17 protein-coding genes are annotated in these 17,759 nt (G+C 65.4%); 5 read left to right on the plus strand and 12 right to left on the minus strand.

Annotated features, from left to right (window positions below; all coding sequences use genetic code 11):
- Positions 1–27: 27 nt before the first annotated feature.
- The 3 genes from AC0KXH_RS17655 to AC0KXH_RS17665 form a co-directional block, all read right to left on the minus strand.
- Positions 28–1,797, minus strand: a complete 1,770-nt coding sequence (locus AC0KXH_RS17655; protein ID WP_041108291.1) for a sodium:solute symporter family protein — start codon at positions 1,795–1,797, stop codon at positions 28–30.
- 5 nt (positions 1,798–1,802) lie between these two features.
- Complete coding sequence (locus tag AC0KXH_RS17660; RefSeq protein ID WP_041108293.1) at positions 1,803–2,063, minus strand: DUF4212 domain-containing protein; 261 nt, start codon at positions 2,061–2,063, stop codon at positions 1,803–1,805.
- Positions 2,064–2,697: 634 nt separating this feature from the next.
- A complete protein-coding gene (locus AC0KXH_RS17665) occupies positions 2,698–3,159 on the minus strand; it encodes an ATP-dependent zinc protease family protein (RefSeq protein WP_488224623.1) in 462 nt (153 codons plus the stop codon).
- 188 nt (positions 3,160–3,347) lie between these two features.
- Between AC0KXH_RS17665 and dbpA the strand changes: the two genes are divergently transcribed.
- The gene (gene dbpA, locus AC0KXH_RS17670) at positions 3,348–4,727 is read left to right on the plus strand and encodes an ATP-dependent RNA helicase DbpA (RefSeq protein WP_041108297.1); all 1,380 of its coding nucleotides are present in this window, start codon (positions 3,348–3,350) and stop codon (positions 4,725–4,727) included.
- A 91-nt stretch (positions 4,728–4,818) separates the two neighbouring features.
- Entirely contained in the window at positions 4,819–5,712 is an 894-nt protein-coding gene (locus tag AC0KXH_RS17675) for a DMT family transporter (protein ID WP_200290559.1), read from the plus strand.
- 3 nt (positions 5,713–5,715) lie between these two features.
- Here AC0KXH_RS17675 and AC0KXH_RS17680 read toward each other — a convergent pair whose 3' ends face one another.
- A complete protein-coding gene (locus AC0KXH_RS17680) occupies positions 5,716–7,194 on the minus strand; it encodes an alkaline phosphatase PhoX (protein WP_488223796.1) in 1,479 nt (492 codons plus the stop codon).
- Positions 7,195–7,375: 181 nt separating this feature from the next.
- Between AC0KXH_RS17680 and yccS the strand changes: the two genes are divergently transcribed.
- Positions 7,376–9,571 carry a YccS family putative transporter gene (gene yccS / locus AC0KXH_RS17685; protein WP_061339857.1) on the plus strand — a complete coding sequence of 732 codons (2,196 nt, stop codon included), beginning with the start codon at positions 7,376–7,378 and terminating at the stop codon, positions 9,569–9,571.
- Between the two features lie 56 nt (positions 9,572–9,627).
- Positions 9,628–10,809 (plus strand): BaiN/RdsA family NAD(P)/FAD-dependent oxidoreductase, encoded by a 1,182-nt coding sequence (locus tag AC0KXH_RS17690; protein WP_061339223.1) that lies wholly within the window; start codon positions 9,628–9,630, stop codon positions 10,807–10,809.
- Positions 10,810–10,815: 6 nt separating this feature from the next.
- Here AC0KXH_RS17690 and AC0KXH_RS17695 read toward each other — a convergent pair whose 3' ends face one another.
- The 6 genes from AC0KXH_RS17695 to AC0KXH_RS17720 all read right to left on the minus strand — a co-directional run bounded on the left by AC0KXH_RS17695 (position 10,816) and on the right by AC0KXH_RS17720 (position 15,463).
- A complete protein-coding gene (locus tag AC0KXH_RS17695) occupies positions 10,816–11,007 on the minus strand; it encodes a hypothetical protein (protein WP_041108307.1) in 192 nt (63 codons plus the stop codon).
- A 63-nt stretch (positions 11,008–11,070) separates the two neighbouring features.
- Positions 11,071–11,376: a hypothetical protein gene (locus AC0KXH_RS17700; RefSeq protein ID WP_041108309.1), complete on the minus strand. Its 306-nt coding sequence runs from the start codon at positions 11,374–11,376 to the stop codon at positions 11,071–11,073.
- 87 nt (positions 11,377–11,463) lie between these two features.
- Entirely contained in the window at positions 11,464–13,659 is a 2,196-nt protein-coding gene (locus AC0KXH_RS17705; RefSeq protein WP_488223797.1) for a putative bifunctional diguanylate cyclase/phosphodiesterase, read from the minus strand.
- A 196-nt stretch (positions 13,660–13,855) separates the two neighbouring features.
- Positions 13,856–14,329, minus strand: coding sequence for a PA2171 family ribosome-binding persister protein (locus tag AC0KXH_RS17710; RefSeq protein ID WP_488223798.1), 474 nt, complete (start codon positions 14,327–14,329; stop codon positions 13,856–13,858).
- A gap of 58 nt (positions 14,330–14,387) precedes the next feature.
- Positions 14,388–14,666 carry a DUF3509 domain-containing protein gene (locus AC0KXH_RS17715; protein WP_041108314.1) on the minus strand — a complete coding sequence of 93 codons (279 nt, stop codon included), beginning with the start codon at positions 14,664–14,666 and terminating at the stop codon, positions 14,388–14,390.
- A gap of 170 nt (positions 14,667–14,836) precedes the next feature.
- Positions 14,837–15,463 (minus strand): class I SAM-dependent methyltransferase, encoded by a 627-nt coding sequence (locus AC0KXH_RS17720; protein WP_213151218.1) that lies wholly within the window; start codon positions 15,461–15,463, stop codon positions 14,837–14,839.
- 247 nt (positions 15,464–15,710) lie between these two features.
- Between AC0KXH_RS17720 and AC0KXH_RS17725 the strand changes: the two genes are divergently transcribed.
- On the plus strand, positions 15,711–16,109 hold the full coding sequence (locus tag AC0KXH_RS17725; RefSeq protein ID WP_041108316.1) for a response regulator: 399 nt from the start codon (positions 15,711–15,713) through the stop codon (positions 16,107–16,109).
- A gap of 104 nt (positions 16,110–16,213) precedes the next feature.
- Here AC0KXH_RS17725 and fba read toward each other — a convergent pair whose 3' ends face one another.
- Together fba and AC0KXH_RS17735 are read right to left on the minus strand one after the other, a co-directional pair.
- The gene (gene fba / locus AC0KXH_RS17730; protein WP_043222348.1) at positions 16,214–17,278 is read right to left on the minus strand and encodes a class II fructose-bisphosphate aldolase; all 1,065 of its coding nucleotides are present in this window, start codon (positions 17,276–17,278) and stop codon (positions 16,214–16,216) included.
- Between the two features lie 146 nt (positions 17,279–17,424).
- Positions 17,425–17,757: an MliC family protein gene (locus tag AC0KXH_RS17735; RefSeq protein WP_488223799.1), complete on the minus strand. Its 333-nt coding sequence runs from the start codon at positions 17,755–17,757 to the stop codon at positions 17,425–17,427.
- Between the last annotated feature and the right edge of the window lie 2 nt (positions 17,758–17,759).

Raw genomic sequence — 17,759 nt, forward strand, 5'->3', positions numbered from 1 at the left:
GCATCTGACGTCGGCTTGGATTATCGCTTAGTGGCTGACAGCCGCACCAGCGCCCTTGGGCGTACGTACGCTCTCGACCAGATCCTGGATCTCCTTCGGCGGAGCCTCGGTAGCCATGGATACGACATAGGCTACGGCGAAGTTCAGGATCGCACCGACGGCACCAAAGGCCTGCGGAGAGATACCCATCCACCACTGATCAGGCGTGTTGGCCAGGCTGTTGGTGCCAGGGATGAAGAACCAGCCCAGGTACAGGAAGATGTACACGGCGGTACTTACCACACCGACCACCATACCGGCGACGGCACCCTTGCTGTTCACGCGCTTGGAGAAGATACCCATCATCAGAGCCGGGAACAGGCTCGATGCAGCCAGACCGAACGCCAGCGCCACGACCTGCGCCGCGAAGCCCGGTGGGTTCAGACCCAGGTAGGTGGCCAGGAGAATAGCGGCAGTCATGGACAGACGGGCCGCCAGCATCTCGTTCTTCTCGCTGATCTTCGGATTGATGAGGGTCTTGATCAGGTCATGACTGATGGCCGAGGAGATGGCCAGCAGCAGACCGGCAGCGGTGGACAGTGCAGCGGCAATGGCACCCGCGGCGATCAGACCGATGACCCAGCTCGGCAGGTTGGCGATTTCCGGGTTGGCCAGAACGATGATGTCATTGTTCACGGTCAGCTCGTTGCCGTTCCAGCCACGCTCCTGAGCGGTCGGGGTAAAGGCGGCGTTGGCGTCGTTGTACATCTGTACACGGCCGTCGGCGTTCTTGTCTTCCCACTTGATCAGGCCGGTCTGTTCCCAGGTCTGCACCCACTGCGGACGATCTTCATAGCGAATCGCCTCGGCCTGCGGGCCTTCCGGATAGATAGTGTTGACCAGGTTCAGGCGCGCCATGGAGGCCACGGCCGGAGCGGTGAGGTACAGCAGGGCGATGAAGATCAGCGTCCAGCCAGCGGACCAGCGAGCATCAGCCACCTTCGGTACGGTGAAGAAGCGAATGATCACGTGCGGCAGACCGGCAGTACCGATCATCAGCGACAGGGTGAACAGGAACATGTTCAGCTTGTTGTCGACGTCAGCGGTGTAGGCGGAGAAGCCCAGATCGACGACGACTTCGTTCAGCTTCTGCAGCAGCGGCATACCGGACTCGGTGTGCGTGCCGAACATGCCGAACATCGGGATCGGGTTGCCAGTCAGCTGCATGGCAATGAACACCGCCGGGATGGTGTAGGCGATGATCAGAACGATGTACTGAGCTACCTGGGTGTAGGTGATGCCCTTCATGCCGCCGAATACCGCGTAGGCGAACACGATTGCCGCCGCGATCCAGATACCAGCCGAGTTGCTGACTTCCAGGAAGCGCGAGAAGGCCACACCGGCACCAGCCATCTGGCCGATTACGTAGGTCACGGAGATCAGGATCAGACAGATCACGGCGACCAGACGGGCGCCACGGCTGTAGAAACGGTCGCCGATGAAGTCCGGGACGGTGAACTTGCCGAACTTGCGCAGGTAGGGCGCCAGCAGCATGGCCAGCAGCACGTAGCCACCGGTCCAGCCCATCAGGTAGACGGAAGTGGCATAACCGCCGGAGGCGATCAGACCGGCCATGGAGATGAAGGAGGCCGCAGACATCCAGTCTGCTGCGGTCGCCATTCCGTTGGTCACGGGGTGAACGCCACCACCGGCGACGTAGAACTCTTTAGTCGAACCGGCGCGAGCCCAGACCGCGATCCCGATGTACAGCAGGAACGAGGCGCCCACGAACAGCATGTTGATCCAATATTGGCTCATGGTGGTTACTCCTCAACCCCGAATTCCTTGTCCAGTTTGTTCAGCCGCCACGCGTAGTGGAAGATGATCAAAATGAACGTGATGATGGAACCTTGTTGAGCGAACCAGAAGCCCAGATCCGTTCCCCCGACAGGGATGCCGGACAATAACGGACGCAAGAGGATCGCAAAGCCATAGGAGACAAGAGCCCAGACTACGAGGCTCCATGTTATGAGGCGTACGTTCGCCTTCCAGTATGCAGCAGCATTGTTTTTATCTTCGGCCATAGCCGTTCTCCGCCTTATTGTTATTCGCGAGTGGAGGAAGCCCACATCCTGAATCTAACAAAGGTGTACAAGGCAACGAAACCCCCGACTTTAGTCTGACCAGAACCGTTCAAGAGCCCGGATTGCAGCGATAGAAAGGCTGCTCGGGCCCTGCGCCCTGTGCGGCCGGCCGACGATGCAGGCAATTTGCCAAAAATGACGCGGCGGTCACGCCCAAATCCTCTTGCTAGCTGGCGCTGCCGCATCCGTTCGCCGGCCGTCCGCGCCAGCCCGCCAGCGAAGCGGCTGCCCTGCCCGGACGCGCCACCCTGCAAATCGGCATTGCATTCAATGGCGCCCTTAATTCTGGCTTAATTAAATAAAAATGATTGCCGGCCAACACGGATCGATAAATAAAGCTCACCGATCCGAATATCGCCAACAAATAAATCATCCAGCCAAAAGTGAATTAATTAACCAAGCTTCGATAGTTTTAGCGAAGTTCTATTACCGAAGCATTGCAGCCGCGGATAGCGAATACTTATCGACAAGTGTTGTTGCTTTCAGTGCGCCAGATGGTCGGCGCAGCTACACGCAGCCGCACGCGCCGAGCTGGCGCGAGGCGGCTGCGTGCGAAGCGACGGATTCCGCGCGGCTAGCAGCTGGGGCGGCCGGCCGTGTAGCGCTGCGCCGGATCGACGGCGGCCTGCAGATCGCGAATGGTCTCGGCGCCGATCAGCAACGGGTAGTCGAAATGCGAGCGGTCGGTTAGGTTGACCTGTGCCTCACGCCGCTCGTCACCGATGCACAGCTCGAGGCTCACCAACGGGCGCCTGGCCCTCGGCGGCTCACCCTCGGCCGCGACACCGCCCTCCTCGACGCGCTGTTTGATCTCGCTGAAGCCGATCAGCGGGCGCTCGTACCAGGTGTCACCGGCGTCCTCCACGGCCAGGCGGAAACGCACCCAGGGCTGGCCGTCGCGCTCGAAGCGCCGGATATCGGTGGCCGAGAGCGAGGCGGTCATGGCGCCGGTGTCCATCTTCGCCGGCAGCACCTGGCTCAGCGGTTCGACACGGATGTTTTCGTAGCGGCCGTAGAGACGCGGCTCTTCGGCCATGACCGGGGCGACAGACAAGAGGGCAGCGAAAGGCAATAGGCGAAGCAAAACGGGTCTCCCGTGAAAGCCAGTGATGCCTTTCGGATGCGTGTTGCCGCGCAGGGTTCAGCCAAGCGCTTTACAGAATGTTTGCCGCAGGTCACTCCGACCGACCTGTTAAACTGCGCCCTCCGCCCGGAATCCCTGCCGTGTCCAGTTCTTCCTTCTCCAGCCTGCCGCTGCGCGCCGCCACCCAGGCCAACCTCGACGCCCTCGGCTATCGCCAGATGACGCCGATCCAGGCCCAAAGCCTGCCGCCGATGCTCCAGGGCAAGGATGTGATCGCCCAAGCCAAGACCGGCAGCGGCAAGACGGCGGCCTTTGGCATCGCCCTGCTCGAGCCCCTGAACCCGCGCTACTTCGGCTGCCAGGCGCTGGTGCTGTGCCCGACGCGCGAACTCGCCGACCAGGTCGCCAAGGAGCTGCGCCGACTGGCGCGCGCTGCGGGCAACATCAAGATCCTGACCCTCTGCGGCGGGGTGCCGATCGGCCCGCAGATCGGTTCGCTCGAGCACGGCGCCCATGTCATCGTCGGTACGCCCGGTCGCGTCCAGGAACATCTGCGCAAGGCCACGCTGCGGCTCGACGGGCTCAATACGCTGGTCCTCGACGAGGCCGACCGCATGCTCGACATGGGCTTTCACGACGCCATCGCCGAGATCGTCGCGCAGACTCCCGAGCGCCGGCAGACGCTGCTGTTCTCCGCCACCTACCCCGAAGACGTCGAACAGCTGGCCGCGCGCTTTCTGCGCGAGCCCCTGCGCGTGGAGGTGCAGGCGCTGCACGACGACAGCCAGATCGAGCAGCGTTTCTACGAGATCGCGCCGGAGCAGCGTATGGAGGCGGTCATGCGCCTGCTCGAGTGCTTCCGCCCGCAGAGTTGCGTGGCCTTCTGCTTCACCCGCCAACAATGCCAGGAGTTGGTCGACTACCTCGAGGCACGTGGCATCTACGCGCAACCGCTGCATGGCGACATGGAGCAACGCGAGCGTGACCAGGTGCTGGCGATGTTCGCCAACCGCAGCCTCTCGGTTCTGGTGGCGACCGATGTCGCCGCCCGCGGCCTGGACATCGATGCCCTGGACCTGGTCATCAACGTCGAACTGGCGCGCGACCCGGAAGTACATGTGCATCGAATCGGCCGCACCGGGCGTGCGGGCCGCAAGGGTATGGCGGCAAGCCTGGTGGCGCCGGCCGAAGCGCATCGTGCGCAAGCCATCGAGCACCTGCAACAGGCACCCCTGGTCTGGCACCCGCTGTCCAGCCTGAAGCCGCGAAGCGAGGAACCGTTGCGCCCGCCGATGAGCACCTTGTGCATCGCGGCCGGGCGCAAGGAAAAGCTGCGCCCGGGCGATGTGCTCGGCGCCCTCACTGGCGATGCGGGCATTGCCGGCGACAAGGTCGGCAAGATCGCCGTGTTCGACTACCAGACCTTTGTCGCCATCGAGCGCAGCGCGGCCGACAAGGCGCTGCGCCGGTTGAGCGAAGGCCGCATCAAGGGCCGCTCGCTGAAGGTGCGCATCCTCTAGCCCGCAACTGTATGGCCGCATCCAGCGCCGACTGTGCATGGAGCGCGGCCCGCGCCGCCGCTAACGTGCCGGTTCGACAGAGGAGGCAGGCATGAGCGAGCTGATGCAGGGTTCGCTGCGCATGAGCGCGGCAATGGTGTTGTCCGGGACCATCGGCTGGTTCGTCGTCGCCTCCGGCCAGCCGGTCGTCGATGTGGTGTTCTGGCGCTGCGTGCTTGGCGCTCCGGTGCTGCTGACCGTCTGCCTCGCCTTCGGCCTGCTGCGCGGCTACCTGACCTGGCGCCTGCTGGGGCTGGCGCTGCTCGGCGGCGTCGCCCTGGTGCTCAACTGGCTGCTGCTGTTCGCCGCCTACTCGCATGCGTCCATCGCGATCGCCACGGCGGTCTACAACACGCAACCGTTCATGCTCGTCGCCCTCTCGGCGCTGCTGTTCGGCGAGCGGCTGACGCGCGACAAGTTCGGCTGGCTGCTGCTAGCCTTTGGCGGGGTACTGGCGATCGTCCAGGCCAAGCCCAGCGCCAGCTATCTGGGCGACCACTACCTGCTGGGCTTCGCCCTCGCGCTGGGCGCCGCCTTTTGCTACGCGCTGGTGGTGCTCACGACCAAGGCGATGCGCGGCGTGCCGCCGCATCTGATCGCGTTGATCCAGGTCGGGGTCGGCATGCTGATGCTGGCACCGTTCGCCAATCTCGCCGAGCTGCCCGGCGACCTGTACACCTGGAGCCTGCTCGGCACGCTGGGTGTAGTGCATACCGGCGTGGTCTTCATCCTCATGTACGGAGCGATCCAGCGGCTGCCTACGCACATCACCGGCGCCCTCTCGTTCATCTATCCGGTCATGGCGATCCTCGTCGACCGTATCGCCTTCGGCCATCATCTGCAGCCTGCGCAACTGGCCGGAATCGCCGCGGTACTGCTGGCAGCGGCCGGCATGACCCTGGGCTGGACGCTGGTTCCACGCCGCAGGGCCGTGCCGACCGACTGACCGTTACAGCGAACCGCGCTGCCACGGCCCCCAGATGGCAAAGGTGATGCCTGGCGTCTGGCAGTTGACGAAGAGGAAACGACCGCTGGGGTCGAAGCAGGCCCCGGCGAACTCGCGATTGCGATAATCGCCGCCGGAGGCACGCTTGCCGGCCGCCGCCGCCTGAACATCGTCGAACACGATGTTGTTCTTGGCGAAGATGTAGGCCTCGCCGTTGCGGGTCAGCCCGAGCAGACGTTCGCCGAAGCCGAACTCGTCGTTGGCGCCGCCGCCGTCCTCGCACATCAGCACGCCGCCACGCGGGCTGACCGTGATGTTGTCGGGGTTGTTGGCCACCTCCGGATCGCTGGAAGCGAACACGCAGGTCAGCCGGTCGCTGCGCAGATCGTGCATCCATACCGCGCCGCGGCCATAGCCGGCGCGGCCCTGGCTGTCGACGCCGGCGCTGGTGTCGACGATGAACAGCCGCCCATCACTGTGCCAGATGCCTTCGCCGCGGCTCATGCGCAGCGCACCGGCGTTGCGCGCCTGGAAGAACGGCCCGCTGGCACCGGGCTGCGGATCCATGTCCGGGTCGGCAATGTCGACCCACTCGAGTTGATAGCTGTCGCCCGGGCGCGGGGTCAGCAGGTCGGCATTGGTCAGGTTGCGCACGCGGGCCGCCTGCAGCATGCCGCCGGCGGCCAGCGAGCCGGGTTGCTGGCTGGCATTGGCCGGAATGAAGCGGTAATAGCCGGCCGCGTTGCGCGCGTCCTCAGTCAGGTAGACGTAGCTGTTGCGCGGGTTCACCGCCACCGCCTCGTGGGCGAAACGCCCCATCTGCACGATCGGCTGGCCCGTGGTGAGCACCGGATCGGCGGTCACTTCGAACACGTAGCCGTGCCGCCGGCCACCGACGCCGCTGTAGTCAGCGGTGGTTTCCTCGCACGACAGCCAGGTGCCCCAGGGCGTCACGCCGCCGGCACAGTTGGTGCGCGTGCCGCCCAGGCTTGGCAGCGTGCGCACCTCATGCCCACGGCCAAGCGGGAAGTACAGGTTGGTGGTGCCACCGGCCGGACGCTGTCCGTTGGCCAGGGTCACGCCGTCGTAAATGCCGTTGGCCTGGATCAGCTCGCCGGTGCCCGCCTCGTGATTGCGCACCAGAACGATTTCCGGCCCGTGGGCACCGCGACGCACACCGATGACGCCCATGCCGTCATGATAGCCGGGCACCGGCTGGCCGTTCTCCATCAGGTCGCCCGCCCAGGAAAAGGTCCGGTACTGGAAGCCCTCGGGCAGTTGCAGCAGTTCGAGTCCGGTGCTCTGGTCCTTGACCGGACGGATCGGGCCGTAGCTGCTGCGACGCAGGTGGCGCCCCTGGCCGCTGGCATGGCGCTGGGCGTAGGCGTCCAGTGCACCGAGAAAGGGCGTGCCGGCGACGGCGGCGGCGATCAGGCTGCCCTTGAGCAGGTTGCGGCGAGCGGGGTCGTAATCACGATTCATGCACGTATTCCTTTTGTAGGTGTGGTGGGAAGGCGCGCACGAGTAGAGCAAAGCCATTGCGGCACTCCGGTTACACCGCGGTGGCAGCCCGGTGATAAGGGACGAGCGGTCGGATAAGCTGTGCCGCAATCAACGCCGGGCCATGCGGCGCCGGCAACCGCAGACCAGAAAAGGCACCGACATGCCGACGCCTTCGATCCGCCACTCCCTGCGTCGCCTCTGGGCGCTGGAGAAGTTCGGCTACAGCCTGCGGGTGTTCATCGCCCTGGCCGGCAGCATGGCCCTGAGCTGGGGCCTGGACCGCCCGACGCTGGTGATCCCCCTGTTTCTCGGCATCATCGCCAGCGCGCTGGCCGAAACCGACGACAGCTGGCGCGGCCGGCTGATCGCCCTGCTGGTGACGCTCGCCTGCTTCAGCATCGCGGCGGTCTCCGTGCAATTGCTGTTCCCCTACCCGCTGGCCTTTGTCGCCGGTCTGGCCGCCTCGGCGTTTGCCCTGGTGATGCTCGGCGCGCTCGGCGAGCGCTACGGCGCCATCGCCCAGGCCACGCTGATCCTGTCGATCTACAGCATGATCGCGGTGGATCAGCGCGACGGCGTGATCGAGGACTTCTGGCGCGACCCGCTGCTGCTGGTCGCCGGCGCCGCCTGGTACGGCGTGCTCTCGGTGCTGTGGAACCTGCTGTTCGCCCATCAGCCGGTACAGCAAAGCCTGGCCCGGTTGTATCGCGAGCTAGGGCGCTACATCCGGCTGAAGGCTGCGCTGTTCGAACCGGTGCGCCAGCTCGACGTCGAGCAGCGTCGCATCGAGCTCGCGCAGCAGAACGGCCGGGTGGTCGGCGCGCTCAACGCGGCCAAGGAAACCCTGCTGCACCGCATGGGCCAGGCACGCAGCGGCAGCCGGATCAGCCGCTACCTCAAGCTCTACTTTCTCGCCCAGGACCTGCATGAGCGGGTCAGCTCCTCGCACTACCCCTATCAGGCGCTCGCCGAGGCCTTCTTCCACAGCGACGTGCTGTTCCGCTGCCAACGCCTGCTGCGCCTGCAGGCCAGCGCCTGCCAGGCCCTGGCCGAGGCGATCCAGCTGCGCCAGCCGTTCGTCTACGACGAGCAGAACACCCAGGCGCTGGCCGACCTGCAGGCCTCGCTCGAACACTTGCGCGAGCAGAACAACCCGGCCTGGCGCGGGCTGCTGCGTTCGCTGCGCGCGCTATCGGGCAACCTCGGCGCCCTGCAAAGCCGCCTGGCCAGCGCCAGCAACCCCGACGCGCTGGCCGGGGAACAGGACAGCACGCTGTTCGATCGCGAGCCACAGTCGCTCGGCGATGCACTCGGGCGCATCCGCCTGCAGCTGACCCCCACCTCGCTGCTGTTCCGCCACGCGCTGCGCATGGCGCTGGCACTGGTCTGCGGCTATGCGGTGCTTCACGCGATCCACCCGGAACAGGGCTACTGGGTACTGCTGACCACCCTGTTCGTTTGCCAGCCGAACTATGGCGCCACACGGACCAAGCTGGTGCAGCGCATCGGCGGCACGGTGCTCGGCCTGGTCGCCGGCTGGGCATTGTTCGACCTGTTCCCCTGGCCGGCACTGCAGGCACTGTTCGCGGTGATCGCCGGCGTGGTGTTCTTCGCCACACGCAGCAGCCGCTACGCACTGGCCACCGCCGCGATCACGCTGATGGTGCTGTTCTGCTTCAACCAGGTCGGTGACGGCTACGGGCTGATCTGGCCACGCCTGTTCGATACCTTGCTCGGCAGCCTGATCGCCGCCGCCGCCGTGTTTCTCGTGCTGCCGGACTGGCAGGGCCGCCGGCTCAACCAGGTGGTCGCCAATACGCTGAGCTGCAGCAGCGAGTACCTGCGCCAGATCATGCGCCAGTACGACAGCGGCAAGCGCGACGACCTCGCCTACCGCCTGGCCCGACGCGATGCGCACAACGCCGATGCGGCGCTGTCGACCACCCTGTCGAACATGCTTCTGGAGCCCGGTCACTTCCGCAAGGATGCCGAGACCGGCTTTCGTTTCCTGGTGCTCTCGCACACCCTGCTCAACTACCTCTCGGCGCTCGGTGCGCACCGCGAAACCCTGCCGGACGACGCCAGCGACGCCTTGCTCGACGAGGCCAGCGCCCGGCTGAGCGCGGCGCTCGACGAAATCGCCACGGCACTGCGCGATAACCGCCCGGTGGCCCTCCACGAGGAGGCCGAGCAGGCCCTGGCCGAACGCCTGGAGCAGTTGCCGGAGGAGATCGACGACGGTCACCGCCTGGTGCAGACCCAACTCGGCTTGATCTGTCGGCAACTGGCGGCACTGCGTAGCATGGCCGCACACCTGATCCGCCAGCGCACCGCCGAGCCGCACGCGCAGCCGTGAGCCCGCACAACGGGTAAGATGCGCGCCCGCAACCGCTGTGAACGAAGAGGTACGAGGTGCTGACGACCGAGGTGATCATCATCGGGGCCGGAGCGGCCGGCTTGATGTGCGCCGCCACCGCCGCGGCGCGCGGCCGGCAGGTGCTGCTGCTCGACCACGCCAACAAGGCCGGCAAGAAGATCCTCATGTCCGGTGGCGGGCGCTGCAACTTCACCAACCTGTACACCGAGCCGGCCAACTTCCTCTCCGGCAACCCGCATTTCTGCAAGTCGGCGCTGGCACGCTACACCCAGTGGGACTTCATCGAACTGGTCGCGCGCCATGGCGTGCCCTACCACGAGAAAAAGCTCGGCCAGTTGTTCTGCGACCACAAGTCCAGCGACATCCTCGCCATGCTGCTCGCGGAGTGCACCGAGACCGGCGTGGAGTTGCGTCTGGATACGAGCGTGCAGGCGATCGAGCGCGTCGAGGGCGGCTATCGGCTACAGACCAGTGCCGGTGCTGCGCACTGCCAATCCTTGGTAATCGCCACCGGCGGCCTGTCGATCCCCACGCTTGGCGCCACCGGCTTCGGCTATCAGGTGGCACGCCAGTTCGGCCACACCGTGCTGCCGACCCGCGCCGGCCTGGTGCCCTTCACTGTCACCGACCCGGCGCTCAAGGCGCTGTGCAGCGAGCTGTCCGGTACTTCGGTTGACTGCGTGGTGAGCTGCAACGGGCAGAGCTTTCGGGAAAACCTGCTGTTCACCCACCGCGGCCTGAGCGGGCCGGCCATGCTGCAGATCTCGTCCTACTGGCAGCCGGGTGACGAACTGGTCATCGACCTGCTGCCAGGGCTCGACGCCCTCGGCTGGCTACAGGAACAGGCCCTCGCCCGCCCGAATATCGAGCTCAAGACACTGCTGGCCGACGTATTCACGCGCAAGTTGGCGGTGCTGCTGTGCGACAGCTGGTTCGCATCGCGCGCACTCAAGCAATACGCGCCGGCAGAGCTGCGCGAGGTGGCCGAGCGGCTGGGCAGCTGGCGGCTGGTGCCCGCCGGCACCGAAGGCTATCGCACCGCCGAGGTCACGCTTGGCGGGGTGGACACGCGCGAGGTGTCGTCGAAAACCATGGAATCGCAGAAGTCGCCGGGGCTGTACTTCATCGGCGAAGTGCTCGACGTGACCGGCCAGCTCGGTGGCTTCAACTTCCAGTGGGCCTGGGCTTCCGGGCATGCCGCCGGCGAGGTGGTCTGAACCGGCTCAGTCGTCGCCGGTAGTGCCGGTGGCCGGCGGCACGAGTTTGTTCGGGCCGGCTGGTTCGGCAGCCGTGTCGTGATATTCCTGCGAGTTCTGCTCGTAGTTGTCGATCGAGGAGTCCTTTTCCTCTTCCGGCGAGCAGGCGACGAGCAGTGCGCCGACGGCGCCGCAGAGCAGTAGCTGGACGGGCTTCATGGGACGCTCCTGGGAGTGAAAGACATGCGGCCGCGAAAGCTCGCGGCCGCGTCGGCGCCCGTCTTACTGGCTGCTGCCAGTTCCGGTGCCAGTGCCGGTCGGCGGGTTGGTGGTGCCGGTGCCGCTCGGGTCGGCGGTGCCACCGGTGGTGCCGGAGCCGGTGGTGCTGTCGGACGGCATGCTGTTGGTGCCAGTGCCAGTGCCGGTGGTGCCGGTACCGGTGGCCGGCGTGCTGGTTTCCGGAGCGGGAGCCGGAGTGGCGGGCTGTTCAGTCGTAGCCGGCGGCGGGGTCGGCTCGCGTTCCTCTTCCTGGCCACAGCCAACCAGCACCAAGCCGAGCAGCGGCGGCAGCAAATAAGTCAGACGCATCGTTAACCTCCTTCGGGTGAACCGGCGCGGTAGCCGGCAATACCTGGATCCTATGATCCACGGGGAGGTAGACCGATAAACCGCCGTTTAGTGCCCGAGCGCCTCGGCCGCCGCCGGCAGCAGCGCTTCCAGATCCTGCGCCCGCAACGGCCGGGCGAGGAAATAGCCCTGCGCACAATCGCAGCCCTGCTCACGCAGGAAATCGAGCTGCTCGCCATGCTCGACCCCTTCGGCGATCACCTGCAAACCGAGGCTCTGGCCGAGCCCGATGATCGCCCGGCTGAGCACCACGGCATCGGCATCGCCCGGCGCGCCGGCGATGAAGCTGCGATCGACCTTGAGGATATGCAGCGGAAAGCGCTTGAGGTAGCCGAGCGAGGAATAGCCCGTACCGAAATCGTCCAGCGCCAGGCGCACGCCGAGTTCGGCGGCGTGGCGCAGGTTGCGCTGTACCAGCTCGCTGTCCTGCATCAGCAGCGTTTCGGTGATCTCCAGCACCAGCGAACCGGGATCGGCACCGGTCTCGGCCAGGACGCTGTTGAGCATGGCGCAGAAGTCGCACTGCTGCAGCTGGCGGATCGACAGGTTGACCGCGCAGTGCAGCGCCGCACGCCCTTCTTCCTGCCAGCGCCGCAACTGGCGGCAGGCCTGACGCAGGACCCAGTGGCCGACGCGAACGATCTCGCGCGATTCCTCCAGCGCCGCGATGAACTCAGACGGCGGCACCAGCACACCGTCATGTTCCCAGCGCAGCAGGGCTTCGGCCCCGACCAACTGCGGTACGGACGCGCCAATGGCCCAGACGGGCTGATAGTGCAGCACGAACTCGTTGCGTGCGAGCGCCTGGGCGAGCGCGCTTTCCAGCTCCAGCTGGCGGGTCGCGACGACCTGCAGGCTGTCGGAAAACAAGGCGAACTGGTCCTTGCCCGCCATCTTCGCGCGATACAGGGCCAGGTCGGCCGCCTGCAGCGCATCGAGCGGCTGGCCGTCGCGCATCAGCGGGGCAATGCCGACGCTGGCACTGACCGAGAGCGTACGCTCGCCCAGCTGCAACGGTTGGCGCAGCGCCGTGAGCATGCGCTGGGCGACCCGCTCGGCATCGGCGGCGCAGGCCAGGTCGCCCAGCAGCGCAACGAACTCGTCGCCGCCGAAGCGGGCCAGATGATCCCCGGCACGCAGACAGGATGCCAGCCGCTGCGCGACGATCACCAGCACTTGATCACCGGCGTTATGGCCGAGGCTGTCGTTGATCAGCTTGAAGCGATCCAGGTCGATGAACAGCAGCGCCGACTCGCGGCTGCGCGGCCGCCGCCGCACCGCCTGCAACAGCTCCTCGAGATGCAACCGATTGGCCAGGCCGGTCAGCGCATCGTGGCGTGCGGCATGCCGCAGCCCGGCCTCGGCGGCCTTGCGCGCGCTGATGTCGGTCTGCGAGCCGGCCAGATGCCAGCCACCGAGCGGATCGCGCTCGGCCACGCCGCGCACCAGCACCCAGAGATAGCTGTCGTCCCAGCTGCGGATGCGGTATTCCTGCGCCAGCGAGGTGGTTTCGCCATTGAGGTGGCGGCTGATGGATTCGCGCAGCGCGGGCAGGTCGTCCGGGTGGACCCGCTCGAACCAGTCACGGCTGTTGCCCGCGCCGAGGGGCGCGAGGCCGAGCATCTGCGTCCAGCGCTCGGAGACGTAGAGCCGGTCTGACTCCACGTTCCAGTCCCAGATCCCATCTTCGGTGCCGCGCAAGGCGCGCGCCAGGCGCGCCTCGCTGTCCTCCAGCGCCTGCCGTTCGGCGGCGACATAGGTGTCGATCGCCAGGATCATGTCGAAGAAGACGATCTTCAGCAGGCTGTCGAACAGCGCCACCTGCTCGCTCTCGCCGAGAATCTGGCCGAGCATGTGCGACAGGTAGAGGCGATAGGCGCCCAGGTACCACTCCAGATCGATACCGGCCCGTTCGTGCACCAGCCCGACCAGCAGACGGTCGCGCACGTAGTCTCGGTCATAGGGGCCGGCCAGCAGGCGCCGGTAATACTGGGTCTGGCTGTGTTTGAGACGCTCGATGCTGCCTTGCGGGCCGAGCAATGCGGAGGCTTCGGTGAACTGCGCGAGGTGATCGTAGAGCCGCTCGACGAACGCCGCCTGACCGCGATCCAGGGCCGGGTCGGCAGCCGCCTGGTTGAGCCTCGCCCGATCGGCTGCACGCCATTGCAGGAACCGCTTGCGTATGAGGATGCGGTCGAGATCGAGGCCGACGCGCTGCAGCACCACCGATAGCTGGTCTTCCATGCTTCCCCTGCTCCAATAGAGTGTGGCTGCCAGGCCAAGGCGACCCGAATGTCGCGCTGGCGCAACCATCAGCATCCGTCCGCTGGACTGATGGCGAAATGAAGGCAAGGGTGCCAGTGGTGGTGCTGTGGCTCATTGACTCATGTCAGCCAAGCAGGGGCGTGCGCCGCATCTGGCGGTACACGCCCGGCCTGGCTCAGGCGGCCTGGCGGGATGCGAAGTCCTTTTTCAGACGGTTGCGCAGCTCGACCATCTGCTTGCCCAGTTCTTCCAGGCGAGCCGCGTCGAACAGTTCGCGCACGTCGGGAAACATCTCGGACTCCTCTTCCTCGATGTGGTGCTCGAGCAGCTCCTTGCACACCTTGATCCGGCCGGAGAACTCGACGCTGCCCGGATCGGTCTTCTTCAGGTCAGGCAGCACCAGCGAGTCCACCGCGCGATGCTCTTCCTTGGCTTCGTGGTACATCTTCAGCTCGTCCTTGCCGCCGGCTTCCTTGAAGGCGGGATACAGCACCTGCTCCTCGAGCTGGGTATGGATGGTGACCTCCATTTCCAGCTTCTGCAGCAGTTCGGTGCGCGTCTTGACCGCACGCTCGGTGGACTCGGTCAGGCGCGTCAGGATGTCCTTGAGGCGTTCGTGATCCTCGATCAGCAGGTCAACGGCATTCATCTTCTTATCCTCCAGGCTGTTCACGAGGCCCGGGGACACCCGCCCCCGGGCCGCGCCATCAGGCGTACTCGTAGGTCGGCAGGCCGGTACGGCTCTGGCTCTGCAGGTGGGCGACGGCTGGGGACATTCCGGCTTCCAATGCCAGGTCTCGGCGAATCGAGCTCACCAGCCACTGCATCTGCGTGGTGGACAGCGTCTGGCCTCGCGATACGGCGCGCTTGGCGATCACTCGATCGTCATTGCTCAGCGTCAGCAGCAGCCCACCGTCCGGGCGCGCAGTGGTCGAGACATCGAACTCGGGAAAGGCGGCAGTGAGAAATTGCTGTGCAGCGGTCATTGTTGTGTACTCCGGTTGGTTTCCAGCACGGGAGCACAGAGCAGCGATCATGCCAGCCTGACGCTTTAAAACTTTCCCTTATTTTTCAAGTATTTAGCGAATTGTCACTGAAAGCGTGACATTGCATTACGCAAGATGTCCGGGCAAACGGCATGCAAACTGCGGGTGGTTCACATTTCCCGACGCCATACGCTGGCGAGCCAGGGCTGCTGTTCACGCGGCAACCCGGCCGGTCGGTAATAGTGTTCCAGGGCCAGGAAGCCGGCATCTTCGACCAGGCTGCGCCAGCGTGGCCAGTCGTACCAGACGCCGTAGCGATCGCCCTGCCAGCCCTCCTCGTTGCCCCCACGCGGGTTCGAGCAAAACAGCACGCCGCCCGGACGCAGCGTCGCGTACAGCTGAGCAAGCACCTGCGGCAGGGCCTGGCTCGGCACATGGAACAGCACCGCGTTGGCGAACACCCCATCGAAGCGCCCCTCGGGCAGATCAAGCTGCAGGAGATTCTGCTGCCAGACTTCGCAGCCGGAGTCCCGCCGCGCCATCTCGACGAACGGCTCGGCCGCGTCGAGACCGACCGCCTCATGCCCCAGCGCCGTGAACGTCTTCAGGTCACGCCCCGGGCCGCAGCCCAGATCGAGAATACTCAAGCGCCGATCGGCGGGCAGATGACGCAGCAGTGCCTGAATGTTCTGGCTGACATCATGGTCGCGGGTGCCTTCACGAAAAGTTTCCGCGTTGCTTCGGTAGTGCTCCAGCGTGCGCTGTGCCACGCCAATCCAGGGGTCGTTCGAACTCACGAAGGCCTCCGTCGAGGGAATGGGCTACCAACAGTACATTAGTAGCAGCCTGCCAGCCTTTGATTCCCTCTGTCACATGGACGTTGCATACTGACCGACATCCTGTCCTGGCCGAACTGGCAAGGGTCTTGCCTGTACCGCCCGGCCGGGTCGCTGAACTTTGCTCGCTGCGAAGAGGCCCAACTGTTGCTGGCATGCCCGCCGTTCGCTAACCCTGCTCGAAGTTCGAGAAACGCCCATGGCAGTTATGAACTCAACCTCCTCAAAAGTCGTGCTGCTCGTCGAAGATGAGCCGCACATTCTCTGCCTGCTTTCCGATTACCTGGCCAGCGAGGGGTATCAGGTCATCGAGGCCGACTGCGCCAACCGGGCGTTCGAGATTCTCGCCAGCAAGCCGCATCTCGATCTGCTGGTGACCGATTTCCGGCTGCCGGGCGGCGTGTCGGGGGTGGCGATTGCCGAGCCGGCGTTGAAACTGCGCCCGGAAATGAAGGTGATCTTCATCAGCGGCTATCCGATCGAGATCTACGAAACCGGCAGCCCGATCGCGCGCACCGCACCGGTGCTGGCCAAGCCCTTCTCACTGGATTCGCTGCGCAGCCAGATCCAGCAGCTGATGGGCAACGGCGACGCAGCCGCGCACTAGCTGCCACGCTGCGGCAGCCGCGGCCAGCACGGCCGGCACGGTCAACGGTTTCCGAAAAAAAAGAAGGCCCGCATCGAGCGGGCCTTCCTTTTATCCTCTGCGACTCAGTTGACCTTGGGGTCAAGCTCGCCGCTGGCGTAACGCTGGAACATGCCTTCGAGGGAGATCGGCTTGATCTTCGAGGCATTGCCGGCGGTGCCGAACGCTTCGTAGCGGGCGATACAGATGTCGCGCATGGCGGCAACGGTCTTGGCCAGGTACTTGCGCGGGTCGAATTCGCTGGGGTTCTTCGCCAGGAATTCGCGGATCGCGCCGGTGGAGGCCAGACGCAGGTCAGTGTCGATGTTGACCTTGCGCACGCCGTACTTGATGCCCTCGACGATCTCTTCAACCGGCACGCCGTAGGTCTCGCCGATCTCGCCGCCGAATTCATTGATGACTTTCAGCCACTCCTGCGGCACCGAGGAGGAACCGTGCATCACCAGATGGGTGTCCGGGATGCGCGCATGGATCTCCTTGATGCGCTGGATCGACAGCGTGTCGCCGGTCGGCGGCTTGGTGAACTTGTAGGCGCCGTGGCTGGTGCCGATAGCGATGGCCAGCGCGTCAACCTTGGTCTTGGCAACGAAGTCGGCAGCCTCTTCCGGATCGGTCAGCAGCTGGCTGTGATCGAGCACGCCCTCGGCGCCAACGCCGTCTTCCTCACCGGCCATACCGGTTTCCAGGCTGCCCAGGCAGCCCAGCTCGCCCTCGACGGAGACGCCGCAGGCATGCGCGAAAGCCACGGTCTGCTGGGTCACACGCACGTTGTACTCGTAATCGGCCGGGGTCTTGCCGTCTTCGCGCAGCGAACCGTCCATCATCACCGAGGAGAAACCGAGCTGGATCGAACGCTGGCAGACGTCCGGGCTGGTGCCGTGATCCTGGTGCATGCACACCGGGATGTGCGGGAATTCTTCGATCGCCGCCAGGATGAGGTGGCGCAGGAACGGCGCACCGGCGTATTTGCGGGCACCGGCCGAAGCCTGGACGATCACCGGGGAATCGGTCTTGTCGGCCGCTTCCATGATGGCGCGCATCTGCTCGAGGTTGTTGACGTTGAAGGCCGGCACGCCGTAGCCGAACTCGGCGGCGTGGTCGAGCATCTGGCGCATGCTGATGAGTGCCATGGTTTCCTTTCTCCCGGTTTGGGGGTCGTTTGATCGTGTAAAGCCTGCCGCAGCGGCCAACGCTGTTCAAGCGCAGCAGATGCGGCGCGGCATTGTAGTGGCGGCGCCGAGAAATGCCAGACGCGCGCCAAGTGTTCGCGGCCTCGCTAGAAATTGATCAGCGAAGCACTGCAGCCCTGGGCGAGCAGCTTGTCATCGGCCATGCGGTACACCAGCGCGGTGCTGCCCTTGTCATGAAAGCCGATCACGCCGTCGCTATAGAAAGTCCCGAGCGTGGCAGGTTCCTTGCGCAGGCGGTATACCGTGCCGCTGTCGCCGACCCGCAGGTCGACGGCGCTGTGGACCTTGTCCGCATAGCGCCAGGCGATGTGCTCGCCCCCTTGGCACTTCCAGCGTACGAAGGGCGCATCCGGCCCGGACTGCCAGTGCGCGCAGGCGCTCAGCAGCAGCGCCAGGCCGATCGACAACAGTGCTTTCATGG

The sequence above is a fragment of the Stutzerimonas sp. CXK-1 genome (assembly GCF_057738225.1).